The sequence below is a fragment of the Arthrobacter sp. BL-252-APC-1A genome, assembly GCF_009696625.1.
Taxonomy (GTDB): Bacteria; Actinomycetota; Actinomycetes; order Actinomycetales; family Micrococcaceae; genus Arthrobacter_B.
This window is the reverse complement of sequence record NZ_VULS01000006.1, coordinates 59,688-79,927: the sequence shown is the minus strand read 5'-3', so window position 1 is coordinate 79,927 and position 20,240 is coordinate 59,688. Positions and strand designations below refer to the sequence as shown.

At 65.2% G+C, this 20,240-nt stretch carries 20 protein-coding genes; 9 read left to right on the top strand and 11 right to left on the bottom strand.

Features of this window, described 5'->3' with window-relative positions; translation table 11 throughout:
• Nucleotide 1: 1 nt before the first annotated feature.
• The 3 genes from FYJ28_RS10775 to FYJ28_RS10765 all read right to left on the bottom strand — a co-directional run bounded on the left by FYJ28_RS10775 (nucleotide 2) and on the right by FYJ28_RS10765 (nucleotide 2,017).
• Complete coding sequence (locus FYJ28_RS10775) at nucleotides 2-430, bottom strand: HIT family protein (RefSeq protein ID WP_154579286.1); 429 nt, start codon at nucleotides 428-430, stop codon at nucleotides 2-4.
• A gap of 91 nt (nucleotides 431-521) precedes the next feature.
• A complete protein-coding gene (locus FYJ28_RS10770) occupies nucleotides 522-1,361 on the bottom strand; it encodes a sulfurtransferase (RefSeq protein ID WP_055239601.1) in 840 nt (279 codons plus the stop codon).
• The gene (locus FYJ28_RS10765; RefSeq protein WP_055239600.1) at nucleotides 1,358-2,017 is read right to left on the bottom strand and encodes an MBL fold metallo-hydrolase; all 660 of its coding nucleotides are present in this window, start codon (nucleotides 2,015-2,017) and stop codon (nucleotides 1,358-1,360) included. The genes FYJ28_RS10770 and FYJ28_RS10765 overlap by 4 nt, the downstream gene beginning before the upstream one ends.
• A gap of 105 nt (nucleotides 2,018-2,122) precedes the next feature.
• Between FYJ28_RS10765 and FYJ28_RS10760 the strand changes: the two genes are divergently transcribed.
• Nucleotides 2,123-2,542, top strand: coding sequence for a Fur family transcriptional regulator (locus FYJ28_RS10760; protein WP_055239599.1), 420 nt, complete (start codon nucleotides 2,123-2,125; stop codon nucleotides 2,540-2,542).
• A 19-nt stretch (nucleotides 2,543-2,561) separates the two neighbouring features.
• Here the strand turns inward: FYJ28_RS10760 and FYJ28_RS10755 are convergent, their stop codons facing one another.
• The 5 genes from FYJ28_RS10755 to FYJ28_RS10735 form a co-directional block, all read right to left on the bottom strand.
• Nucleotides 2,562-3,428 carry a metal ABC transporter permease gene (locus FYJ28_RS10755; protein WP_154579285.1) on the bottom strand — a complete coding sequence of 289 codons (867 nt, stop codon included), beginning with the start codon at nucleotides 3,426-3,428 and terminating at the stop codon, nucleotides 2,562-2,564.
• Complete coding sequence (locus tag FYJ28_RS10750; protein ID WP_154579348.1) at nucleotides 3,415-4,194, bottom strand: metal ABC transporter ATP-binding protein; 780 nt, start codon at nucleotides 4,192-4,194, stop codon at nucleotides 3,415-3,417. The genes FYJ28_RS10755 and FYJ28_RS10750 overlap by 14 nt, the downstream gene beginning before the upstream one ends.
• Nucleotides 4,195-4,226: 32 nt before the next feature.
• On the bottom strand, nucleotides 4,227-5,192 hold the full coding sequence (locus tag FYJ28_RS10745) for a metal ABC transporter solute-binding protein, Zn/Mn family (protein ID WP_055239597.1): 966 nt from the start codon (nucleotides 5,190-5,192) through the stop codon (nucleotides 4,227-4,229).
• Between the two features lie 105 nt (nucleotides 5,193-5,297).
• Nucleotides 5,298-6,368: a hemolysin family protein gene (locus FYJ28_RS10740; RefSeq protein WP_154579284.1), complete on the bottom strand. Its 1,071-nt coding sequence runs from the start codon at nucleotides 6,366-6,368 to the stop codon at nucleotides 5,298-5,300.
• On the bottom strand, nucleotides 6,365-7,804 hold the full coding sequence (locus FYJ28_RS10735; protein ID WP_154579283.1) for a hemolysin family protein: 1,440 nt from the start codon (nucleotides 7,802-7,804) through the stop codon (nucleotides 6,365-6,367). The genes FYJ28_RS10740 and FYJ28_RS10735 overlap by 4 nt, the downstream gene beginning before the upstream one ends.
• 493 nt (nucleotides 7,805-8,297) lie before the next feature.
• Here FYJ28_RS10735 and FYJ28_RS10730 point away from each other — a divergent pair, with 493 nt between their 5' ends.
• Nucleotides 8,298-12,116: a multifunctional oxoglutarate decarboxylase/oxoglutarate dehydrogenase thiamine pyrophosphate-binding subunit/dihydrolipoyllysine-residue succinyltransferase subunit gene (locus FYJ28_RS10730; RefSeq protein ID WP_326831662.1), complete on the top strand. Its 3,819-nt coding sequence runs from the start codon at nucleotides 8,298-8,300 to the stop codon at nucleotides 12,114-12,116.
• A gap of 81 nt (nucleotides 12,117-12,197) precedes the next feature.
• Nucleotides 12,198-12,797 carry a GDSL-type esterase/lipase family protein gene (locus tag FYJ28_RS10725; protein ID WP_055239594.1) on the top strand — a complete coding sequence of 200 codons (600 nt, stop codon included), beginning with the start codon at nucleotides 12,198-12,200 and terminating at the stop codon, nucleotides 12,795-12,797.
• A 71-nt stretch (nucleotides 12,798-12,868) separates the two neighbouring features.
• On the opposite strand, the gene FYJ28_RS10720 is transcribed toward FYJ28_RS10725, so the two are convergent.
• Complete coding sequence (locus FYJ28_RS10720; protein ID WP_055239593.1) at nucleotides 12,869-13,834, bottom strand: zinc-binding dehydrogenase; 966 nt, start codon at nucleotides 13,832-13,834, stop codon at nucleotides 12,869-12,871.
• Between the two features lie 149 nt (nucleotides 13,835-13,983).
• Here FYJ28_RS10720 and FYJ28_RS17695 point away from each other — a divergent pair, with 149 nt between their 5' ends.
• Entirely contained in the window at nucleotides 13,984-14,058 is a 75-nt protein-coding gene (locus FYJ28_RS17695) for a 50S ribosomal protein bL37 (protein WP_369299106.1), read from the top strand.
• A 90-nt stretch (nucleotides 14,059-14,148) separates the two neighbouring features.
• Here FYJ28_RS17695 and rsrA read toward each other — a convergent pair whose 3' ends face one another.
• Both rsrA and FYJ28_RS10710 read right to left on the bottom strand, forming a co-directional pair.
• The gene (rsrA, locus tag FYJ28_RS10715) at nucleotides 14,149-14,409 is read right to left on the bottom strand and encodes a mycothiol system anti-sigma-R factor (RefSeq protein WP_055239592.1); all 261 of its coding nucleotides are present in this window, start codon (nucleotides 14,407-14,409) and stop codon (nucleotides 14,149-14,151) included.
• A complete protein-coding gene (locus FYJ28_RS10710) occupies nucleotides 14,406-15,179 on the bottom strand; it encodes a sigma-70 family RNA polymerase sigma factor (protein WP_082413284.1) in 774 nt (257 codons plus the stop codon). Before FYJ28_RS10710 ends, rsrA begins: the two co-directional genes overlap by 4 nt.
• Nucleotides 15,180-15,437: 258 nt before the next feature.
• Here FYJ28_RS10710 and FYJ28_RS10705 point away from each other — a divergent pair, with 258 nt between their 5' ends.
• From FYJ28_RS10705 to FYJ28_RS10685, 5 genes are all read left to right on the top strand, one after another.
• On the top strand, nucleotides 15,438-16,019 hold the full coding sequence (locus FYJ28_RS10705; RefSeq protein ID WP_055239591.1) for a DoxX family membrane protein: 582 nt from the start codon (nucleotides 15,438-15,440) through the stop codon (nucleotides 16,017-16,019).
• Nucleotides 16,020-16,024: 5 nt separating this feature from the next.
• Nucleotides 16,025-17,362: a 3-phosphoshikimate 1-carboxyvinyltransferase gene (gene aroA / locus FYJ28_RS10700; RefSeq protein ID WP_154579280.1), complete on the top strand. Its 1,338-nt coding sequence runs from the start codon at nucleotides 16,025-16,027 to the stop codon at nucleotides 17,360-17,362.
• 2 nt (nucleotides 17,363-17,364) lie between these two features.
• Nucleotides 17,365-18,483: a ribosome small subunit-dependent GTPase A gene (gene rsgA, locus FYJ28_RS10695; protein WP_326831661.1), complete on the top strand. Its 1,119-nt coding sequence runs from the start codon at nucleotides 17,365-17,367 to the stop codon at nucleotides 18,481-18,483.
• 88 nt (nucleotides 18,484-18,571) lie between these two features.
• Nucleotides 18,572-19,381, top strand: a complete 810-nt coding sequence (hisN, locus tag FYJ28_RS10690) for a histidinol-phosphatase (protein ID WP_055239588.1) — start codon at nucleotides 18,572-18,574, stop codon at nucleotides 19,379-19,381.
• A gap of 8 nt (nucleotides 19,382-19,389) precedes the next feature.
• Nucleotides 19,390-20,172 (top strand): class I SAM-dependent methyltransferase, encoded by a 783-nt coding sequence (locus FYJ28_RS10685; protein WP_326831660.1) that lies wholly within the window; start codon nucleotides 19,390-19,392, stop codon nucleotides 20,170-20,172.
• The last annotated feature ends 68 nt before the right edge of the window (nucleotides 20,173-20,240 follow it).

Below are 20,240 nucleotides of genomic sequence, written 5' to 3'. Positions count from 1 at the left end.
GCTAAGCCTCGGGAACGAACTCGCCGTGGCCGGCGGCCCGCAGGCCTTCGCGCAGCTTTTCGGCGCTGGCTGCCATCTTGTCCTGGTCGGGGCTGGTTTCCGCGCGGCTGAAGTCGAAGTCCTGCAGCGAGTTCGCCGGCCAGACGTGGATGTGCAGGTGGTCTATTTCGAAACCGGCGATCGTTAGTCCTGCACGCTCGGCACCGAATACGTCCACCTGTACCTTGCCGATGGCCTGGGCAACGGCGGTCATCCTGGCCAGCAGGTCTGCCGGAGCGTCCGTCCACTTGTCGATCTCCTGCCGCGGGACCACCAGGGTGTGCCCGTCGGCGAGGGGGCCGATGCTCAGGAAAGCAACGACGTCGTCGTCCTTCCAGACAAAACGGCCTGGGATTTCACCCTCAATAATCTTGGTGAAAAGCGTACTCATGCGTTCTCCTTGCTCTGGCTGGCGGTCCCCGCCAGGGAGCTGCACACGCAGCGGGGGCGGAACGGGACGGCCGGTAAACATGACTTCGACGCTACCTGTCCCCGGTCCCGGTTGCCACTGGCCGCCCCGGCGTGGAGGACCATTCGGACCAGGAGCCGGGATACAGCGCCGCTTCGATGCCCGCCTGTGCAAGTGCGGCCACCTGGGCGGAGGCGTAGATGCCCGAGCCGCAGTATGTGCCCACAGGCTTGCTGCCGTCTGCGCCGGCGCCGGCGAATCTCTCCCTGAGTTCCCCGGCCGGCAGGTACCGGCCGCGTTCGTCCTGGTTTCCCGCAGCGGGGAGGCTGACGGCGCCGGGGATATGGCCAGCCTGCGGGTCCACGGGTTCGCTGTCTCCGCGGTAGCGTTCGGGGGCCCGGGCGTCGAGAAGGACTCCCACCCGCGCCAGGTCCGCGGCGCGGTCGATGTCCAGCACGGGCATGTGCCCCCAGGAAAGGACCACGTTGCCCGGGACAGCAGTAACGTCGGCAGTTTCGAGTTCTCCCCCGGCTTCCTGCCATGCCTGCAGGCCGCCGTCGAGCAGCCGGACATCCGCGAAACCCGCGTGGCGGAGCAGCCACCAGGCCCGGGCAGCGGCGCCGCCGCCCGAGGCATCGTACGCAACTACCAGGTCGCCGTCGTTGATTCCCCAGCCCTGGGCCAGTGCTGCGAACACTGCCGGGGAAGGCAGCGGATGACGCCCGCCTGCCCCTGCCGGTGCCGAAAGTTCAGTATCCAGGTCAACGTAGACCGCGCCGGGAAGGTGACCGGTCCGGTAGCGCAGGTACCCGTCGCTGCGGCCCAGTTCCCAGCGCACGTCGAGCAGCCGCACCGGCGTCCCGCCGGCCAGCGCCTGCTGCAGCCCGGCTGCGCTGATCAGCACTCCGGTCACAGCTCCACCACGTCTCCCGGCGCCAGCTGCTGGTAGCTGGTGCCGTACATCGCACCGAAGCGTTCAAGGTGTTTCTCGACGATCCCGCGGCCCTTCCCGTTCAGCAGTGCGTCATGGATGGGATGGGCGGTCCGTGCTCCAACCGCGATGACAAAGTCGATCACTTCTCCGACCTTGGACCAGGGTGCATGGATCGGGACGAGCAGGACCTCGGCCTTCAGCCCATTCGGCACAACGAAGGAATCTCCCGGGTGGTAGATGCGGTCCTCGATCAGGTACGCGAGGTTCTCCACCATGGGAATCAGCGGGTGGATCAGGGCATGCTGGCCGCCAAAGGAGCGCACTGAAAACCCGGCGACGTCCTGGACAGTGTTGGGCTCGACGTCGTGGATGCGGGTCCGGGCGTCGTCTCCCGTTTCCTCCCGCAGCGAGGCCGCCAGGGCTGCGGGGGCGTAAAGCTGCAGGCCGGCGCGGTCAGCGAGGATGGGCAGCACCTGCTCACGGTCAATATGGTCTGCGTGCTCGTGGGTCAGCAGGATGGCGTCGGCGTTCCTGAGGGCCTCTTCGACCTCCGAAAAGTTGCCGGGATCCAGCACCAGCACTGAGCCCTCTTTTTCGAACCTGACACAGGAATGGGTGTACTTGGTCATTTTCATACGGTCACGATACTCCGGGCCCCGGACCGGGCCGGGGCAGGCCACGGCGTGCCAACGCTGATAATCTGGGTTGAGGTCCGATCCCCGTCAGCCCAGGAGGCTTGAATGTCTGCGCAGCCATCGTCCCCGCGGCGGCCTGCCGAGCCCCGGGTGACCCGGCAGCGGCTGGCCGTGGGCCGCACCCTGGATTCGCTGGATGACTTTGTGAGTACCCAGGAACTGCACCGCCTGCTTCAGGACCGCGGTGAGAAAGTCTCCCTGGCCACCACCTACCGGATTCTGCAGTCCATGGCCGATGAAGAGCAGGTTGATGTACTCCGCGGGATCGACGGTGAGGTGCTGTACCGGCGCTGTCAGGCCGAGCATCACCACCACCACCTTGTCTGCCGGAACTGCGGCAAGGCCGTGGAAATCGAAGCGCCGGCCGTCGAGAGCTGGGCGGCGCGCCTGGGCCGTGAACATGGGTTTACGGAAGTCGCGCACACAGTTGAGGTCTTTGGGCTGTGCCCTGACTGCTCCCGCTGATTCCGGCCGGGTGTGCAGCCTAGGCTGCGGTGGCCAGGCGGCGGGTACGTCCGCGGATTGCCATGATGATCCGGCAAATGACGTAGATCGCGAAGGAAATCGTGGTGACGTACGGGCTGATCGGAATACGGCCGCCCAGTGCCAGAAGGATGCCTCCCACAGCGGAGGCCAGCGCAAAGAGCACGCTTAGCCCAACCACGAGCCTCGGCGATGAGGTCACCAGCAGTGCCGCTGCCGCGGGCGTGATCAGCAGGGAGAGCACCAGCAGGGCACCCACCACCTGGATGGACAGTGCAACGGAGAGCCCGAGCAGGAACATAAAGACAATTGACAGTCCGCCCACGGGGACGCCGCGGGCCTGGGCAAGCTCCGGATCCGCGCTGGCAAAGGTCAGCGGCCGCCACACGGCGACCAGGCCCACAATCACCACCGCGGCGCAGACCGCCAGCAGGTTCAGCTGAACGCTGTCAACGGCAACGATCTGCCCTGTCAGCAGTCCGAACTTGTTGGCCGATCGGCCTTCGTACAGCGCCAGGAACAGGATGCCCAGGCCAAGGCCGAAGGGCATCAGGACACCGGTGATTGAATTCCGGTCCCGTGCCTTCAGACCCAGCAGTGCCAGGATCAGGGCGGCGGCGACGGAACCGACCAGTGATCCCAGCACCACGTTGACGCCCAGGAGCAGGGCCAGCGCGGCGCCGGCGAAGGAGAGCTCGGCGATGCCGTGGACGGCGAATGCCAGGTCCCGCATCATCACGAACACGCCGATCAGCCCGCCAACCAGTCCAAGGATGGCGGCAGCCCACAGTGAATTCGTGACCAGGGGCAGCAGCTGGCTGTAGTCGCTGAAGTCGAAGACCGAGGACAGGAAATCAGAAAGTTCCAAGGTCGGCCTCGCCTTCGCCGTGGTGGTGCGTTGTTGCATCCGGTACGCCCAGAACCACTATCCTGCCGTGGCTGCGCAGCACTTCAACGTGTGAGCCGTACATATCGGAGAGGACATCGGAGCGCAGGACTTCCGACGGCGTGCCCGTCCGGAACTGCCCGCCGGCCAGGTACAGCACCCGGTCAACGTAGTCGATTATCGGATTGATTTCGTGGGTGACAAACACGACGGCGGAATCATGGACGTGCGCACGGGCGTCAATCAGGGCGCTAATGGCCTGCTGGTGGTGCAGGTCAAGGGAAAGCAGGGGCTCGTCGCAAAGCAGGAGGTCGGGATCGGTGGCCAGGGCCTGGGCAGCACGCAGCCGCTGAAGCTCGCCGCCGGAGAGCTTCCCAACCGGCGCATCAGCGTAGCTTTCGGCACCGACCTGGGCCAGGAGTTCATCCACCCGGGCACGCACAGGGGCGCGCCGCAGACGGATCCCCCATTTGTCGCCGTCGACCCCCATGCCCACCAGGTCCCGGGCCCGCAGCGGCGTGCCGGCAGCAAAGGTCTTCTGCTGCGGAATGTAGCCAATGTCCTTGCTGCCGCGTTCGGTCTTGTGTCCGTTGATCCGCACCGTGCCGGAACTGAGCGGCTGCAGGCCGAGCAGCACCTTCAGCAGGGTGGTCTTGCCTGTGCCGTTGGGGCCGAGCACTGCCAGGAACTCTCCTGCGTTGATGTCCAGGTCAAGTCCCTGCCAAAGCGTACGGCTGCCGAAGGCCATAGAGGCCCCCCGCAGCTGCACGACGGCGCGGCTCACTTCAGGACGTCCTGGACTGCCGTCACGTTGCGGTTCATCCAGGCCAGGTAGTCTTCGTTTTCCGGCAGGGTTTCGGAGAAGTCGACCACGGGGACTCCGGCGTCCTCGGCAGTCCTGCGGACGGCTTCCGTCTGGGCAGTGGAAGTCTGTTCGTTGTAGGCCAGGAAGGCGATGCTGCCGGAGGCCATCAGGTCCTGCATCGTCTTCAGTACGGCCGGCGGAACGTCCTGTCCCTCTTCAACGGATTCCGTGAAGTCGTCCGGAGTGACGTTGTGCAGGCCGGCGTCTTCCAGGAGGTATGCGGGCACCGGTTCGGTCATCGCCACGTCGCGGCCGGAGGCCTGGTCACGCAGGCCCTCCAGCCGCTGCTCCAGCTCCTGGATTCCGGCACTGAAGTCCGCGGCGTTGTCACGGAAGACCTGTTCGTTTTCCGGATCAAGCTCGGCGAGCCGCTCGGCTGCCGCTTCTGCCAGCAGGCCCATCGCTTCCGGGTCGTACCAGACATGTTCGTTGAACGCGCCGTGGGAGTGCCCGGCGTGGTCCCCTCCGGTTTCCTCTTCAGCGTGGTCCTCGTCCGCGTGGCTTTCTTCCTCAAGACCCGAGATCTGGACGGCATTAAGCACGTTTTCGGAGGCGACGGACTCCTCCTTGACCAGGGTCTCCATGAAGGCGTCATAGCCGCCGCCGTTGAGGACCACCACGGAAGCTTCGGAGACCGCGAGCTTGTCCCGTGCCGTCGCCTCATAGGAATGCGGATCCTGTGACGGGCGGTTGATGATCGATTCAACGCTGACGTACTCTCCGCCCACGGTCTCCAGGATGTTCCCGTAGACGTTGGTGGACGCCACCACGCGGATGGTCCCGTCGCCGCTGTCTCCGCCGTCTTCTGATGCCGAGCAGGCAGAGAGTGCCAGGGCTGCGGCAGTCAGAATTCCAGCCACGCGGAAGGGCAGTCGGCGCATAGTGTCAGTATCCCCATTCAAGTATTGGTGCAGCCTCCGGCGGCACCGGGGCTTGACCAGCATAACCTAAACGCGAATCATTCGCATCTAAGCGGCGGATGGATTTCAGCCGGTGAAACTCTCTCCTGACCGGCGAAGCCCCTGGGCCTGGGTGGCATCACGGATTTCGCCCACCAGCTGTTCAATGATGTCTTCAAGGAACAGCACGCCCCGGGTCTGTGAGTCCTCGCCGAGGACACGGGCCACATGGGAACCGGTCCGCTGCATGACCGCCAGGGCATCTTCAATCCCGTCGGCGAGGCGCAGGTTGGCTAGGGTGCGGACCTTGTTCTCGGTGATCGGCCGTTCATAGGCCTCTTCCGGGATGGCCATAACGTCCTTCAGATGCATGTAGCCGGTAAAGTTCCCGGCCTCGTCCATCAGCACAAAACGTGAGAACCCGGTGCGGCCCACCGCTTTTTCGAACTCGGCCGGCGTGCAGTCGGTGCGCAGCGTAACCAGCTCATCAAGCGGGACCATGACTTCCCCTGCGGTCTGCCCGGAGAACTCCAGAGCACCGGAAATGACACCGGAATCATCCGCCACCAAACCGTGCCGGGTGGATTCCTGGACGATCGACTGCACTTCCTGGAGGGTGAAGGACGAGGTGACCTCGTCCTTGGGAGTGACACCAACAAGCCGCAGGGAGTGGTTGGCAATCCAGTTCAGGCTTGCGGTGATCGGACGGACCACCCGGGAGACCATCACCAGCGGCGGGGCCAGGGCCAGCGCAGCCCGGTCCGCCACGGACACGGAAATGTTCTTGGGCACCATCTCGCCAATGGTCACGTGCAGGAAGGTCACGAACAGCAGCGCGGCAAGGAAGCCCGCGAGGTTGGCCACCTCCGCCGGGACACCCACCGCTTCGAGCGGCGCGGCGAGGAGGTGATGGATTGCAGGTTCAGCTACGTACAGGATCAGCAGCGAGCACACCGTGATGCCCAGCTGGGCGCAGGCGAGCATAAGCGAGACGTGTTCCATGGCCCAGAGCGTGGTCTTTGCCCGTTTGGAACCGGCATCGGCCAGTGGCTCGATCTGGCTGCGGCGGGCGGACATCACCGCGAACTCCGCGCCGACGAAGAAGGCGTTGCCCAGGAGCAGGACTACCAGCCAAAAAATTCCGGCAAGGTCACTCATCGTGCCCCCTCCTTGGGTGCCGGGGAAGCACCGGCTCTATTAACGGCACGCGCTCCGTGGACCGCAGCCTGCGAAGACTGCCGGCCTGTCCGGACGCCGGCCTGAGGCGCTGCTGTCTCCGGCACGCTGCCTGCATTGGAAGGTTCACTGGGAACGAAGCAGATCCGGTCAATGCGCCGTCCGTCCATTCGTTCCACTTCAAGCATTCCGTCCGGCACGGGAACGGTGTCCCCTACCTCGGCGATGCGGCCGAGTTCGGCCATGATGTAACCGCCGACCGTCTCGTAGCCGGATTCGTCCGGCACATGCAGCGACGGGATCAGGACGGAGACTTCATCGGGCCGCATAATGCCCGGGAAGTACCAGTAGCCGGATGCGCTCTGCAGCACGCCGGGCTTGAGCTTGTCGTGTTCGTCGGAAACCTCGCCGACGATCTCTTCCACCAGGTCCTCAAGCGTGGCAACCCCCGCCGTTCCCCCGTATTCATCAAGGACGACGGCGAGCTGCAGGTTCGCGCTGCGCAGTTCCGAGAGCAGGGAGTCCAGGTGCACCGTCTCCGGCACACGGAGGATCTCGCTCATGATGGCGGCAGCTGGCAGTTCGGAACGTTTACGGCGCGGCACGGCCACTGCCTTCTTGACGTGCACAACACCGCGGATGTCATCCGGAGAGTCGCCCAGGATGGGAAAGCGCGAGTAGCCGGTACGGCGGGCCGCCTCAATAACGTCGGAGACCGGCTGGTCTGCGTCGATTGTCTCGAGGCGGATCCGGGGCGTCATCACGTCCGCCGCCGTACGCTCGGAAAAGGAGAGCGTCCGGGCCAGGAAGTTCGCCGTCCCCGCGTCCAGGGTGCCCATCTCAGCCGAGCGGCGCACCATCGAGGACAGCTCTGCCGGGGTTCGTGCGCCGGAGACTTCTTCCTTGGCTTCGAGGCCGAAAAGGTTCAGCACCTTGTTGGAGAAGCCGTTCAGGAGCAGGATGGCCGGCTTGAACACAAAGGTGAAGGCCAGCTGCGGCCGTGCCAGCGCCCGCCCTACTGTAAAGGGCAGCGCAATCGACATGTTCTTGGGGATCAGTTCGCCCAGCAGCATCGAGAGCAGAGTAGCCAGGACCATCGCCGCGACAACGGAAACGGACAGCGAAGCTGCCGGAGGCAGGCCAAGCGATGCCAGCGGGCCCTGCAGCAGCCTCCCGACCGACGGCTCCATCACGTAGCCGGTCAGCAGGGTGGTGAGGGTAATCCCCAGCTGACAGCTGGAGAGCTGGGTTGAGAGCGTGGTCAGGCAGCGAAGCAGCGGTTCCGCGCGGGTGTCCCCCTCTTCCACCGCGCGGCGCACGGTGGGCTGGTCGAGGGCAACCAGTGAAAACTCAACGGCTACGAAAAAACCGGTACCGCAGATAAGCAGCAGTCCGGCGAGCAGGAATAGCCACTCCATGTCAGGAAAGCACCCCCGCACACATGCTGGGGTTTACGGTTCCCGGGGAGCCGGCTGGCGGATTAGCGCCCGAAGGAGGGTGGTCGGCAGAAGCCGGACTGGAAGGCTCCGATGACGCTGCCGGAGAATGCGGGGATCTTGTGCGGGCGTTGCCGGCTCTGTGCGTCCGTACAGGTGTTACCGCACAGGATGCAGGCCGGCGCCTAGAGTTGCTGTCCATAGAATTTCAAGTTTACAGGTTTGACCAGCCTGCGCCAGATAGAAAATGAGCCGCCGCACGGGCGTATTGTCCCACGTGTCCGCGAATCCAAAGTGTGTCCAATGCCACAAGCGCACAGCGTGGAGATTGGCCACTTCCGTCCATCTGTAACTAGACTTGCAACCAAGTCTCGGTCACTGCGCACCGGGCCGCACCAGCAAGTCTTGAGGCGGAAGCGCTCAGATCATGGTGCCATCAGGGCAAACGGCAACTCATGGAAGAGGCGTATATCTAGTGCCAGACCAACCCAACCACCGCCTGCCGGAGGAATTCGGCGGGAACGAATGGCTTGTCGACGAATTGTACGAGCAGTACCTCAAGGACAAGAATTCTGTTGACAAGAAGTGGTGGAGCATTTTCGACTCGTTCAAGGCGGAGGACGCCAAGCAGGCGTCCGGCACCTCAGCCTCCGCGAACGGCTCAACTCCGCCGAGCGAACTCGGCGCCAATCCGGCAACCCGCCAGCTGCCCGTCGTGAACACCGAGGCACAGGCACCCAAGGCTTCCGCGGAGTCCCCGGCAGCAACCCAGCAGTCAGGAAAGCCCCCCGTGGCCAAGGAAGCATCCTCTCCGAAGGATGAGCCCAAATCGGCCGCCGCCGCTGCCAAGCCGGAAACCAAGTCCGCGCCCATCCCGGCACAGCTGCCCAAGACCAAGCCCAACACCGAGACTGAAGAGGACACCGTAACCGTCCTGCGCGGTCCGGCAAAGGCTATTGCCACCAACATGGACCTCAGCCTGAGCGTTCCCACGGCCACCACCGTGCGGGCTGTTCCTGCCAAGCTCCTGATCGACAACCGGATTGTCATCAACAGCCACCTGGAGCGTGCCCGGGGCGGCAAGGTTTCCTTCACCCACCTCCTCGGCTACGCCATCATCCGTGCCGCTGCCCAGTTCCCGTCCCAGAACGTGTACTACGACGAGGTGGACGGCAAGCCCGTTGCAGTCCAGCCCGCACACATCAACTTCGGCCTGGCCATCGACATGCCCAAGCCGGACGGCACCCGCCTGCTGGTGGTTCCGAACATCAAGAAGGCTGAGACGCTGAACTTCTCGGAGTTCTGGCACGCCTACGAAGACCTGGTCAAGCGCACCCGCGCCGGCAAGCTCACCGCGGATGACTACAAGGGCACCACGATCTCCCTGACCAACCCGGGCGGCATCGGTACGGTTCACTCCGTACCCCGTCTGTCCAAGGGCCAGGCCTGCATCATCGGTGCCGGCGCCCTTGAATACCCGGCTGAGTTCCAGGGCGCGAATGAGAAGATCCTCGCCCGCAACGCCATCTCCAAGATCATCACGCTGACCTCCACCTATGACCACCGGGTCATCCAGGGTGCAGGCAGCGGCGAGTTCCTGCGCATCATCCACCAGCTCCTGCTGGGCGAGCAGAACTTCTACGATGACATCTTCGAATCCCTGCGCATCCCGTATGAGCCGGTCCGCTGGAGCCCTGACATCCAGGTCAACCCGGATGAGCAGATCAACAAGGTTGCCCGGATCCAGCAGCTGATCCACGCTTACCGCGTGCGCGGCCATCTGATGGCGGACACCAACCCGCTGGAGTACGTCCAGCGCCGCCACGCGGACCTCGACGTCCTGAACCACGGCCTCACCCTGTGGGATCTGGACCGCGAGTGGCCCACCGGTGGATTCGGCGGCAAGCCGATGCTGAAGCTGCGCAAGATCCTCGGCGTGCTGCGGGATGCCTACTGCCGTACCGCAGGCATCGAGTACATGCACATCCAGGACCCGGAAGAACGTTCCTGGTTCCAGGACCGCCTCGAGGCTCCGTACAGCAAGCCCTCCCGCGAAGAGCAGCTGCGCATCCTGAGCAAGCTCAACGCCGCAGAGGCATTCGAAACGTTCCTGCAGACGAAGTTCGTCGGCCAGAAGCGCTTCTCGCTGGAAGGCGGCGAGTCCCTGATTCCGCTGCTGGATGCCATCATTTCCGGTGCCGCTGACGAAGGCATGGAAGAGGTCGGCATTGGCATGGCCCACCGCGGCCGCCTCAACGTGCTCACCAACATCGCCGGGAAGACCTATGCCCAGGTCTTCCGCGAGTTTGAAGGCACCCAGGACCCGCGCTCCGTGCAGGGCTCCGGCGACGTGAAGTACCACCTCGGCACCGAGGGCACCTTCACTTCGGACAACGGCAACCAGACCAAGGTCTACCTTGCCGCGAACCCGTCCCACCTTGAGGCCGGCGACTCCGTGCTCGAGGGCATTGTCCGGGCCAAGCAGGACCGGCTGGACCGCGGGGATGAGTTCCCCGTCCTGCCGATCCTCATCCACGGCGACGCAGCCTTCGCAGGCCAGGGCGTGGTGGCGGAAACGCTGAACCTCTCCCAGCTGCGCGGCTACCGCACCGGCGGCACGATCCACGTGATCGTGAACAACCAGGTCGGCTTCACCACCGCTCCGACGTCCTCGCGGTCCTCCGTGTACGCCACCGACGTCGCAAAGATGGTCCAGGCACCGATCTTCCATGTAAACGGCGACGATCCCGAGCAGGTTGTGCGGATGGCCCAGCTGGCCTTCGACTACCGCCAGCGGTTCAACAAGGACGTCGTCATCGACATGGTCTGCTACCGCCGCCGCGGCCACAACGAGGGCGACGATCCCTCGATGACGCAGCCGATGATGTACTCCCTGATCGAGGCCAAGCGCTCGGTGCGCAAGCTCTACACCGAGTCGCTGATTGGCCGCGGTGACATCAGCCAGGAAGAAGCCGAGCAGGCACTTCGCGATTACCAGAGCCGCCTTGAGCGGGTCTTCGCGGAAACGCATGCCGCCCAGACTTCTCCTATCCCGGTCATCACCAAGGACTCCGAGGCTGTCTCCGACCTGGAGCGCCCCGCGGCGCAGCAGGAAGGTTCCACCGTCGTGGCACCGGCCAGCACCGCGATCTCCGCGGACACCCTTGGCCGCATCGGCAAGGCCCATGTGACCATTCCCGAAGGGTTCACGGTCCATCCGAAGCTGAAGTCCCTGCTGGAGAAGCGCGAGCAGATGTCCCGTGAGGGCAACATCGACTGGGGCTTCGCCGAGATCGCCGCCTTCGGCTCGCTGCTGATGGAAGGTGTTCCCGTTCGCCTGGCCGGCCAGGACTCCCGCCGCGGCACGTTCACCCAGCGCCACGCTGTCTTCCACGACCGCGCCACCGGCGCAGAGTGGACTCCGCTGGGCGATCTGGATCCGAACCAGGCCAAGCTGTGGATCTACGACTCGCTGCTCTCCGAATTCGCTGCCCTCGGCTTCGAATACGGCTACTCGGTGGAACGCCCGGACGCCCTTGTGCTGTGGGAGGCGCAGTTCGGCGACTTCGTCAACGGCGCACAGACGATCATCGACGAGTTCATCTCCTCGGCTGAGCAGAAGTGGGGCCAGCGCTCCTCGCTGGTCATGATGCTGCCGCACGGTTACGAAGGCCAGGGACCGGATCATTCGTCCGCCCGTATTGAGCGCTTCCTGCAGCTGTGTGCCGAAGACAACATGATCGTGGCCAACCCCACGACCGGTGCCTCGCACTTCCACCTGCTGCGCCGCCAGGCATACAGCCGTCCCCGCAAGCCGCTGGTGGTCTTCACCCCGAAGCAGCTGCTGCGCCTCAAGGCAGCAGCTACGTCGGTCGAGGACTTTACCCAGGGCTCGTTCCAGCCGGTCATTGGCGAACATGCCGAGCTGGACGGCAACGCCGTGGACAAGGTGCTGCTGGTCTCCGGCCGTCTCTACTACGACCTGCTGGCCAACCGCCAGAAGTCCGGTGATGAGAAGACGGCGATCATCCGCGTCGAGCAGCTTTACCCGCTGCCCTACAAGGAGATCCAGGAGGCTGTCGCGAAGTACCCGAACGCGGAACTCATCTGGGCACAGGATGAGCCCGCAAACCAGGGTCCGTGGCCGTTCATCGGCCTGAACCTGCCGCCGGAACTGGACCGTCCGCTGCGGCTGGTCTCCCGTCCGGCGTCGGCTTCGACGGCGACCGGCTCGGCCAAGCGCCACGCCGTGGAGCAGGACATCCTGGTCAAGAAGGCGTTCGAACGCCGCTAATAGGCTAGGTTGGGTGGGGCACCGGATGGTGCCCCACCCGGCTTTTAACCCCTTCGACATTCGCAACTGAAAAGGGAATTCGTGGAACAACGCAGAATCAGGCTCGCTGCGGTCGGTGACGAACTGCTCGCCGGTCACGGTGACCCCCGTGCCCTCGGCTGGCTGGGACGCGTGCTGGCCCGCACCACGCCGGAAAACGCAACCCTCCAGGCCTACAGCCTTGCCGCCCCCGGCGAGGGGACAGAGGCCCTCGCCAACCGCTGGCTGATGGAAGCCGGCCGGAGGTTCGATGAGACCTGCGAGAACAGGCTGGTTATTGGACTTTCAGACCGTGATCTCGACCTGGAACTGTCCACGGCCCGCAGCCGCCTCAACCTTGCCAACATCCTGGACGGCGCCGCCCAGATGAGCATCAAGGTGCTGGTCGTCGGCCCTCCGCCCGGACTCGATGCCGAGCGCAACCGGAAACTGGCCGACCTGTCCGCCGCCTTCGGCGACGTCACCACGCGCCGCAAACACGTCTACGTCGATACTCTGACCCCGCTCCTGAACCACGAGCAGTGGCGTACCGACCTTGCTTCCAACGGCGGCACTCCCGGCCAGGCCGGCTACGGGCTTATCGCCTGGCTGGTCCTGCACCGCGGCTGGTTCCGCTGGCTCGACCTTCCGGACATGAACTAGGGATTTACCAGCCAGACAGGAAAGGCGTCCGCTCCGGCGGACGCCTTTCCTGTCTGCGGATCCAAACCCCGCTAGTGCCGGAACACGATTTTGCCGGTTGCCTCACCGTCATTCAGGCGCCGGAAACCCTTTGCCGCCTCTTCCAAAGGCAGTACCGAGTCGATTTCCGGCCGGACTCCGGTGGCGAGCAGAAACCCGATCAGTCTTTGAAGTTCGGCCTTGGTGCCCATGGTGGACCCCAGGACCTTGAGCTGCAGGAAGAAGATCCGGTTCAGGTCTGCGGGCGGGTTCCCTCCACTCGTGGCTCCGCAGGTCACCAGGGCGCCTCCGGGTTTCAGCGCCTTCAGGGAGTGGGACCAGGTAGCCTCACCCACTGAATCAAAAACCGTGTCCACCCGCTCCGGGAGCCTGGCACCGATCTCAAAAACGGCCTCGGCACCCAGACTGCGGGCGTGCTCCAGTTTGCCGGGGTTTCGGCCGGCTACCCACACGCGGTAACCGGCGGCTGATGCGAGGGAGACCAGCGCTGTTGCGACGCCTCCCCCGGCTCCCTGGACCAGTACGGTGGAGCCCGGCGCCGCGGGCGAGACGGTAAAGAGCATGCGGTAGGCCGTCAGCCACGCCGTGGAAAGGCATGCCGCTTCTTCGAAGCTCAGCTGCGCGGGTTTTGGAATCAGGTTGCGTTCCGGAACCCAGACTTCGTCCGCCATGGTTCCGGCATAGCGTTCCGAGAGCAGCGTCCTGCGCGGGTCAAGTGTTTCGTCCCCTTCCCAGCCCGGGCTGGAGACTACCGAGTGGATAATGACATCCCTGCCTTCGTCGTCGACGCCGGCGCCGTCGCATCCCAGCACCATCGGCAGCCGTTCTGCAGGCAGGCCCACTCCACGCAGGGACCAGAGATCGTGCTGGTTCAGGGCAGAGGCCAGGACACGGACGCGGCGGAATCCCGGCTCCGGTTCGCTAACGGGCAGTTCCCCCACCACTAGGCCGCTGAGCGGATCCTCCTGGGACTGGGACTGGGCGTACACGGCACGCATGCGGAACTCCTTTGGTCGCTTGGTTGGACCCATCCTAGGCGAAGGCCCGTGGAGTGTGCCCGGGAGAGCGGATTTGGCGCATTTACGCCATCGGTGCAGTGTGTGGGAGACTGAAGGGCAGAACTTGAAAGCGAACGAAGGAGGCAGCCATGAGCAAGCGAGCACGCAAGCGTCGTGACCGTAAGCGCGGCGGCGCAAACCACGGCAAGCGTCCCAACACCTAAATCAGGGACGTGTAGCCGGATTATCCGCGCTAACGCAGAAAACCCCCGCAGCCTCCAACGGCGGCGGGGGTTTTCTCTTGGCCTGGGGAGCTAGTGATCCACAGACTGGATCTGGCTGATCCGGGCGAGGATGCTTGCCTTCAGCGTCTGGGGTGCCTCTTCGGTACAGCACCTCTTCACGACAGAGCGGATCACGCATTCCAGGTCGTGTTCTTCGGCGCACTCCGGGCAGCCTTCAAGGTGTTCCTTGATCTCCACGAGGTCCTTATGCGAGAGGGCGCCGTCGAGGTATTCATACAGCCGCTCGATGCGCGCGTCGTCGCAATCACCCAGGCTCTGGCAATCGCTCATAGTGTGTTCCCCTGATTCTTGGTCTCCGCCGCGCCGGCTGCGGCTTTTTGTGCCTTGCCCTTGATGCCCCGTTCGTGGGCGTACTCCGCCAGCAGTTCGCGGAGCATCTTGCGGCCGCGGTGCAGCCGGGACATCACAGTGCCGATCGGCGTGTTCATGATTTCGGAAATTTCCTTGTACGCAAAACCCTCGACGTCGGAGAAATAGACCGCCAGGCGGAATTCCTCGGGAATGGCCTGCAGCGCGCTTTTCACGTCCGAATCCGGGAGGTGGTCCAGCGCTTCGGCCTCGGCCGACCGCAGCCCGGACGAGCTGTGCTCAGCCGCACGGGCCAGCTGCCAGTCCTCCACCCCGTCGGAGTTGGCCTGCAGCGGCTCACGCTGCCGCTTGCGGTACAGGTTGATGTACGTGTTGGTCAGGATGCGGTACAGCCAGGCCTTGAGGTTTGTCCCTGGCTTGTACTGGTGGAAAGCGGAGAAGGCCTTCGTGTAGGCCTCCTGCACCAGGTCCTCCGCGTCGGCAGGGTTGCGGGCCATGCGCATGGCTGCTGAATACAGCTGGTCCACGTACTGCATGGCATCGCGCTCAAACCTGAGTTTGCGGGCCTGTTCGGACTCAGCTGCGACGTCGAGGCCCGGATCTTCCACCTGTGGGCTGCCTTCCGGCACATCAGTTCTCATTACGTCCAAGTGTAAGGGGCGTGTGCTCGCCAGCAACCCGGGCTCCGGGGGCCCAGCCGTGTTTCGGTCCTGCAGCAACAAGCCCGCCATCTGCCTCCGCTTTCGTCGAGAGTTCCCTGGCCGCCGGCGGCTCCGGGCTTCCGGCCCCGCGGCGGTACCAGCCATAACCCCTGCCCGCCTGCGGATATTCCTCGGAGCCGGGCAGTAGACAGTTAAAGCCCCCGAGGTGTACAAGGTCACCAAAAGTGCCAGACTAGGGGTGTCGCTGCGCACGGTCACGTTCCGCGGCCGGCGCAGCCGCATCACCCGCAAACCGCACGCCTGACCGGCGTCAAACAGGAGGCACGCATGACGATTGTCCGAACCCTAGCCCGACCGCTCCTCGCTGCCGGTTTCGTGGCAGCGGGTGTGGAACGGCTGCGCAACGCCGACCAGACCGCCCAGCAGCTCACCCCCACCCTCAACCGCCTGGGCGCCACTGTTCCTTCGGCAGCAGGGCTTGCAGAGAACCCCGTCGCCGTAGCCCGTGTCCTGGGCGCCACACAGCTTGGCGCTGCTGCCATGCTGGGCCTGGGCAAGTTCTCCCGCCTGGCCGGCCTGGTGCTGGCGGCAACGGCCGGGGTCAACACGTTCGTGGAGTACCGCAATGCGGACGCCTCAACCCAGGAGGGGCGCAAGGAACGGCGCACCCAGCTGCTCAAGAACCTCTCCCTGATCGGCGGAGTGCTGCTAGCCGCAGTGGATACCAACGGCCGGCCCGGCCTTGCCTGGCGTGCAGAACACCTCGTCTCCGACACGCAGCGCAGCGTGCGGGCCATGGGCAAGGATGCCGGCCGCCGCTCACGCAAAGTCACCAAGCAGACACGCAAGCAGATCGCCAAGGCAGACCGCGCTGTCCGCAGCGCAGCATCAGACATCACAGGTTCCTAAGCACCATGAGACCAACTCCCGCGCTCCAGCCTGTCACTGAAGGCTGGCCGGCCCCCACCCCTGGCCGCCCCGTTTCCGGGGTGGCCAGGGTCCCCGGCTCCAAATCCCTGACCAACCGCTACCTTGTGCTCGCCGCCCTGGCGGACGGGCCTTCGAGGCTCCGCGCTCCGCTGCATTCACGGGACTCCGCACTGATGATGGCTGCACTCCGGTCACTGGGTGCGACGATTACCGAGGCTCCGGGCTCAGGCCCGTTCGGTCCGGACCTGCTGGTGGAGCCGATTCCGGCCGCGGCCTCCGGGGACGCCGCAGTCGACTGCGGACTCGCCGGCACGGTGATGCGCTTCGTCCCGCCCCTGGCTGCGCTCCGCTCTGGAACAACAGGCTTCGACGGTGATCCCCATGCGCGGCTGCGGCCCATGGGCGCCACCATTGATGCCCTGCGAGGACTCGGTATCACTGTCGACGACGACGGCCGCGGTGCGCTGCCTTTCACTGTCACCGGCCGCGGGGAAGTACCCGGCGTACGGCTGGAGATCGACGCCGGTGCCTCCTCACAATTCGTCTCGGCCCTGCTCCTGGCAGGAGCACGCTTCACCGAAGGCCTGCACCTGGTCCACACCGGCGAGAACGTCCCGAGCCTGGACCACATCGCCATGACCGTGCAGGTGCTGCGCCAGTGCGGAGTTGCCGTGGATGATTCAACCGCCAGCGAATGGCGTGTTGCGCCCGGCGCCATTAGGGCCTTCGACGTCGAAATCGAACCCGATCTGTCCAACGCCGGGCCCTTCCTCGCTGCAGCAGTCGCAACCGGAGGAAGCGTCAGCATTCCCGGGTGGCCTGCGAAGACCACCCAGGTGGGCGACAAGTGGAGGCAGATCCTGCCGCAGATGGGCGCCACGGCTGAGCTGTCCGACGGCGTACTGACCGTTACGGGCACCGGGAGAATCCGCGGGGGCGTCTTTGCGGACACCAGCGAACTCGCCCCGACGGTCGCTGCGCTGTGCGCGCTGGCCGATTCGCCGTCGGTCCTTACGGGCATAGCCCACCTCCGCGGCCATGAAACAGACCGCCTCGCGGCCCTGAAGACCGAGATCAACTCTCTGGGCGGAGCGGTGTCGGAAACCGCTGACGGACTGCGGATCGAGCCTGCACCGCTGCACGGCGGCATGTTCGGCACTTATGCCGACCACCGCATGGCCACCGCCGGGGCCATTCTCGGCCTGGTGGTTCCCGGCGTCATCGTTGAGGACATCGCGGCTACCTCCAAGACCATGCCGGAGTTCGCTGACCTCTGGACCGCCTTGGTGACCGGCGCCGCTCCCGGCGCGGAGGAAGGCTAGCTGTGGCACGGGGTACGGCAGGCTGGGATGAATCCGACGTCCGCATCCGTCCCAACAAAAAGGGCTCCCGTCCCCGGACCAAGGACCGGCCTGCCCATGAAGATGCCGTTACCGGGCGGATCATCACCGTGGACCGCGGACGCTATACCGCGATCGTGGACGAGGACACTCCCCGGGAACGGATCGTCACGGCTGCCCGGGCGCGGGAACTGCGCCGGACCCCCGTGGTCGCCGGAGACCTCGTCGGCCTCGTCGGAGATGTCAGCGGGTCACCGGACAGCCTCGCCCGGCTGGTTAAGGTGAACGAGCGCGCCACCCTGCTGCGCCGCTCCGCAGACGATACCGACCCGGTGGAACGGGTAGTGGTGGCCAACGCGGACCAGCTGGTGATTGTGGTGGCTGCTGCCAACCCCGAGCCGCGCACAGGCTTCATCGACCGCGCCCTCGTGGCTGCCTACGACGCCGGCATCTCTCCCCTGCTGTGCATCACCAAGGCAGACCTGAAGGACCCGTCCGAGCTGCTGGCCAACTATGAGCACCTGGACCTGGAAGTGCTCATCAGCCGGACCGCGGACGCAGAGGACGCGGGCATCGACTCTGAATCCGACGACGGCCTCTCGGCCCGGCTGGCTGGCGGCGCAGTCGCAGCCCTGCACGAACACCTGCTCGGCAAGGTGAGCGTGCTGGTGGGCCACTCCGGCGTCGGAAAGTCCACACTCGTCAACGCCCTGACCGGTTCCCGGCGGGCAACCGGCGGCGTCAACGCTGTTACCGGCCGCGGCCGGCACACTTCTTCTTCGGCCCTGGCGCTCAAGGTGCAGGATGCCCCGGCAGGCAGCTGGATCATTGATACACCGGGCATCCGGTCCTTCGGACTGGCCCATGTGGACCCGGACCGTATCCTCAGTGCCTTCCCGGACCTGGAGCCGGGAACCGAAGCCTGCGAACGCGGCTGCCGCCATGACGACGACGCCGTGAACTGCGGGCTGGATCCCTGGGTTGAGTCCGGCCGCGCCGGCGCGGCCGGACCGGCACGCCTGGCCTCTTTGCGGCGCCTGCTGGGCTCTGGCGGACTGCGCACCGAGAACCGTGCCCAGGCCAAGGAACTCGGAACCCAGTAAGCGGAGAATCCGCAGCCTCCACAGCCGGCACACGCCGTGTACCTGCGTAAACGTGGGCAGTGTCCCGGCATTAGCGATAAGTTGAAGTATGCCGTTCGTTCAGAACTACAACGATGATCTGCGTCTCGCCCATGTAATGGCCGACTCCGTGGACGACCAGACCATGTCCAGGTTCAAGGCCCAGGACCTCCGCATCGAGACCAAGCCGGACCTGACTCCGGTCACGGACGCAGACAAGGCTGCCGAAGACGCCATCCGCGGCCAGCTTTCCCGGGCACGGCCGCGTGACGCCGTGCTGGGCGAGGAATTCGGTTCCACCGGTTCCGGGCCGCGCCGCTGGATCATCGATCCGATCGACGGCACCAAGAACTTCGTACGCGGCGTTCCGGTCTGGGCCACGCTCATCGCCCTGGTGGACGACGGCGTTCCGGTAGTCGGTCTCGTCAGTGCGCCGGCGCTGGGCAAGCGGTGGTGGGCAGCCACCGGCACAGGAGCCTACATGGGACGTTCACTGGCCTCGGCTACGCGCCTGAAGGTCTCCAATGTCTCCAGCCTGGATGATGCCTCCATGTCCTATTCCAGCCTCACCGGGTGGAAGCAGCGCGGGAACCTCGACGAGTTCCTGGGCCTGACAGAGTCCGTCTGGCGCACTCGCGCCTACGGGGACTTCTGGTCCTACTGCATGGTTGCCGAAGGAGCCGTGGACATTGCCTGCGAACCTGAGCTGAACCTTTACGACATGGCTGCACTGGTTCCGATCGTCACCGAAGCCGGCGGGCGCTTCACCTCCCTGGAAGGCGAGGACGGACCGTTCGGCGGCAATGCCCTGGCTACCAACGGCACGCTTCACAACGAAGTGCTGCAGCGTCTCAACCCCGATCTCGACGACCTCTTCTAGGACTCCAAGTGGCTTCCAGCGGACCCAAGCTTGACGGTCTGCGCCGCCGGCAGCTGGGCGGCAGCTACCGCACCGGCGCCGAACACTATGACCGGATCCGTCCCGGCTACCCGGCGGAAGCGGTGGACTGGCTCTTTGGCGTTCCGTCCCTTGCCGAACGCCCTGCCGCGTCCATATCGGTGGCGGACGTCGGCGCGGGAACGGGAAAATACACTGCGGCTCTTCTTTCCGCAGGTTTCCGGGTCCATGCCGTGGAACCTTCCGCGGACATGCTCGCCCAGCTCTCCCGGACTCTGCCGGATGTCCCTGTCACGGAGGGAACGGCCGAGCACACAGGGCTTCCGGATACTTCGTTTGACGCCGTGACCGTAGCCCAGGCCTGGCACTGGTGCGATCCGGCTGCCGCCTCCGCGGAGTTCGCCCGGATCCTCACCCCGGACGGCTTCGCCGGCCTGGTCTGGAACCAGCTGGACGTGAACGTGCCCTGGGTCCACCGGTTTTCCCGGATCATCCATGCCGGGGACGTCCTGCGCCCGGGATTCCGTCCGGAGCTGGGACCGCAGCTGCAGCTGCAGGAATTCCACACCACCTCGTGGTCCGTTGCCATGACTCCCGAAGACCTCGCTGAGCTGGCCAAGTCCCGCGCCTACTACCTGTCCGCGTCTGAATCCACCCGCGCCAAGGTCCTGGCCAACCTCTCCTGGTACCTCTACGAGCATCTTGGACACGCGCCGGGAGAAGAACTGCAGCTGCCCTACCTCACCTTCACCTGGCGTGCTGTGCGGGCCTAGGAAGATCAGCCAGGCTACTTGGCACGGCCCCCTCCCGGCGGTACCCGGCCCTGTCCTAGACTGAACGA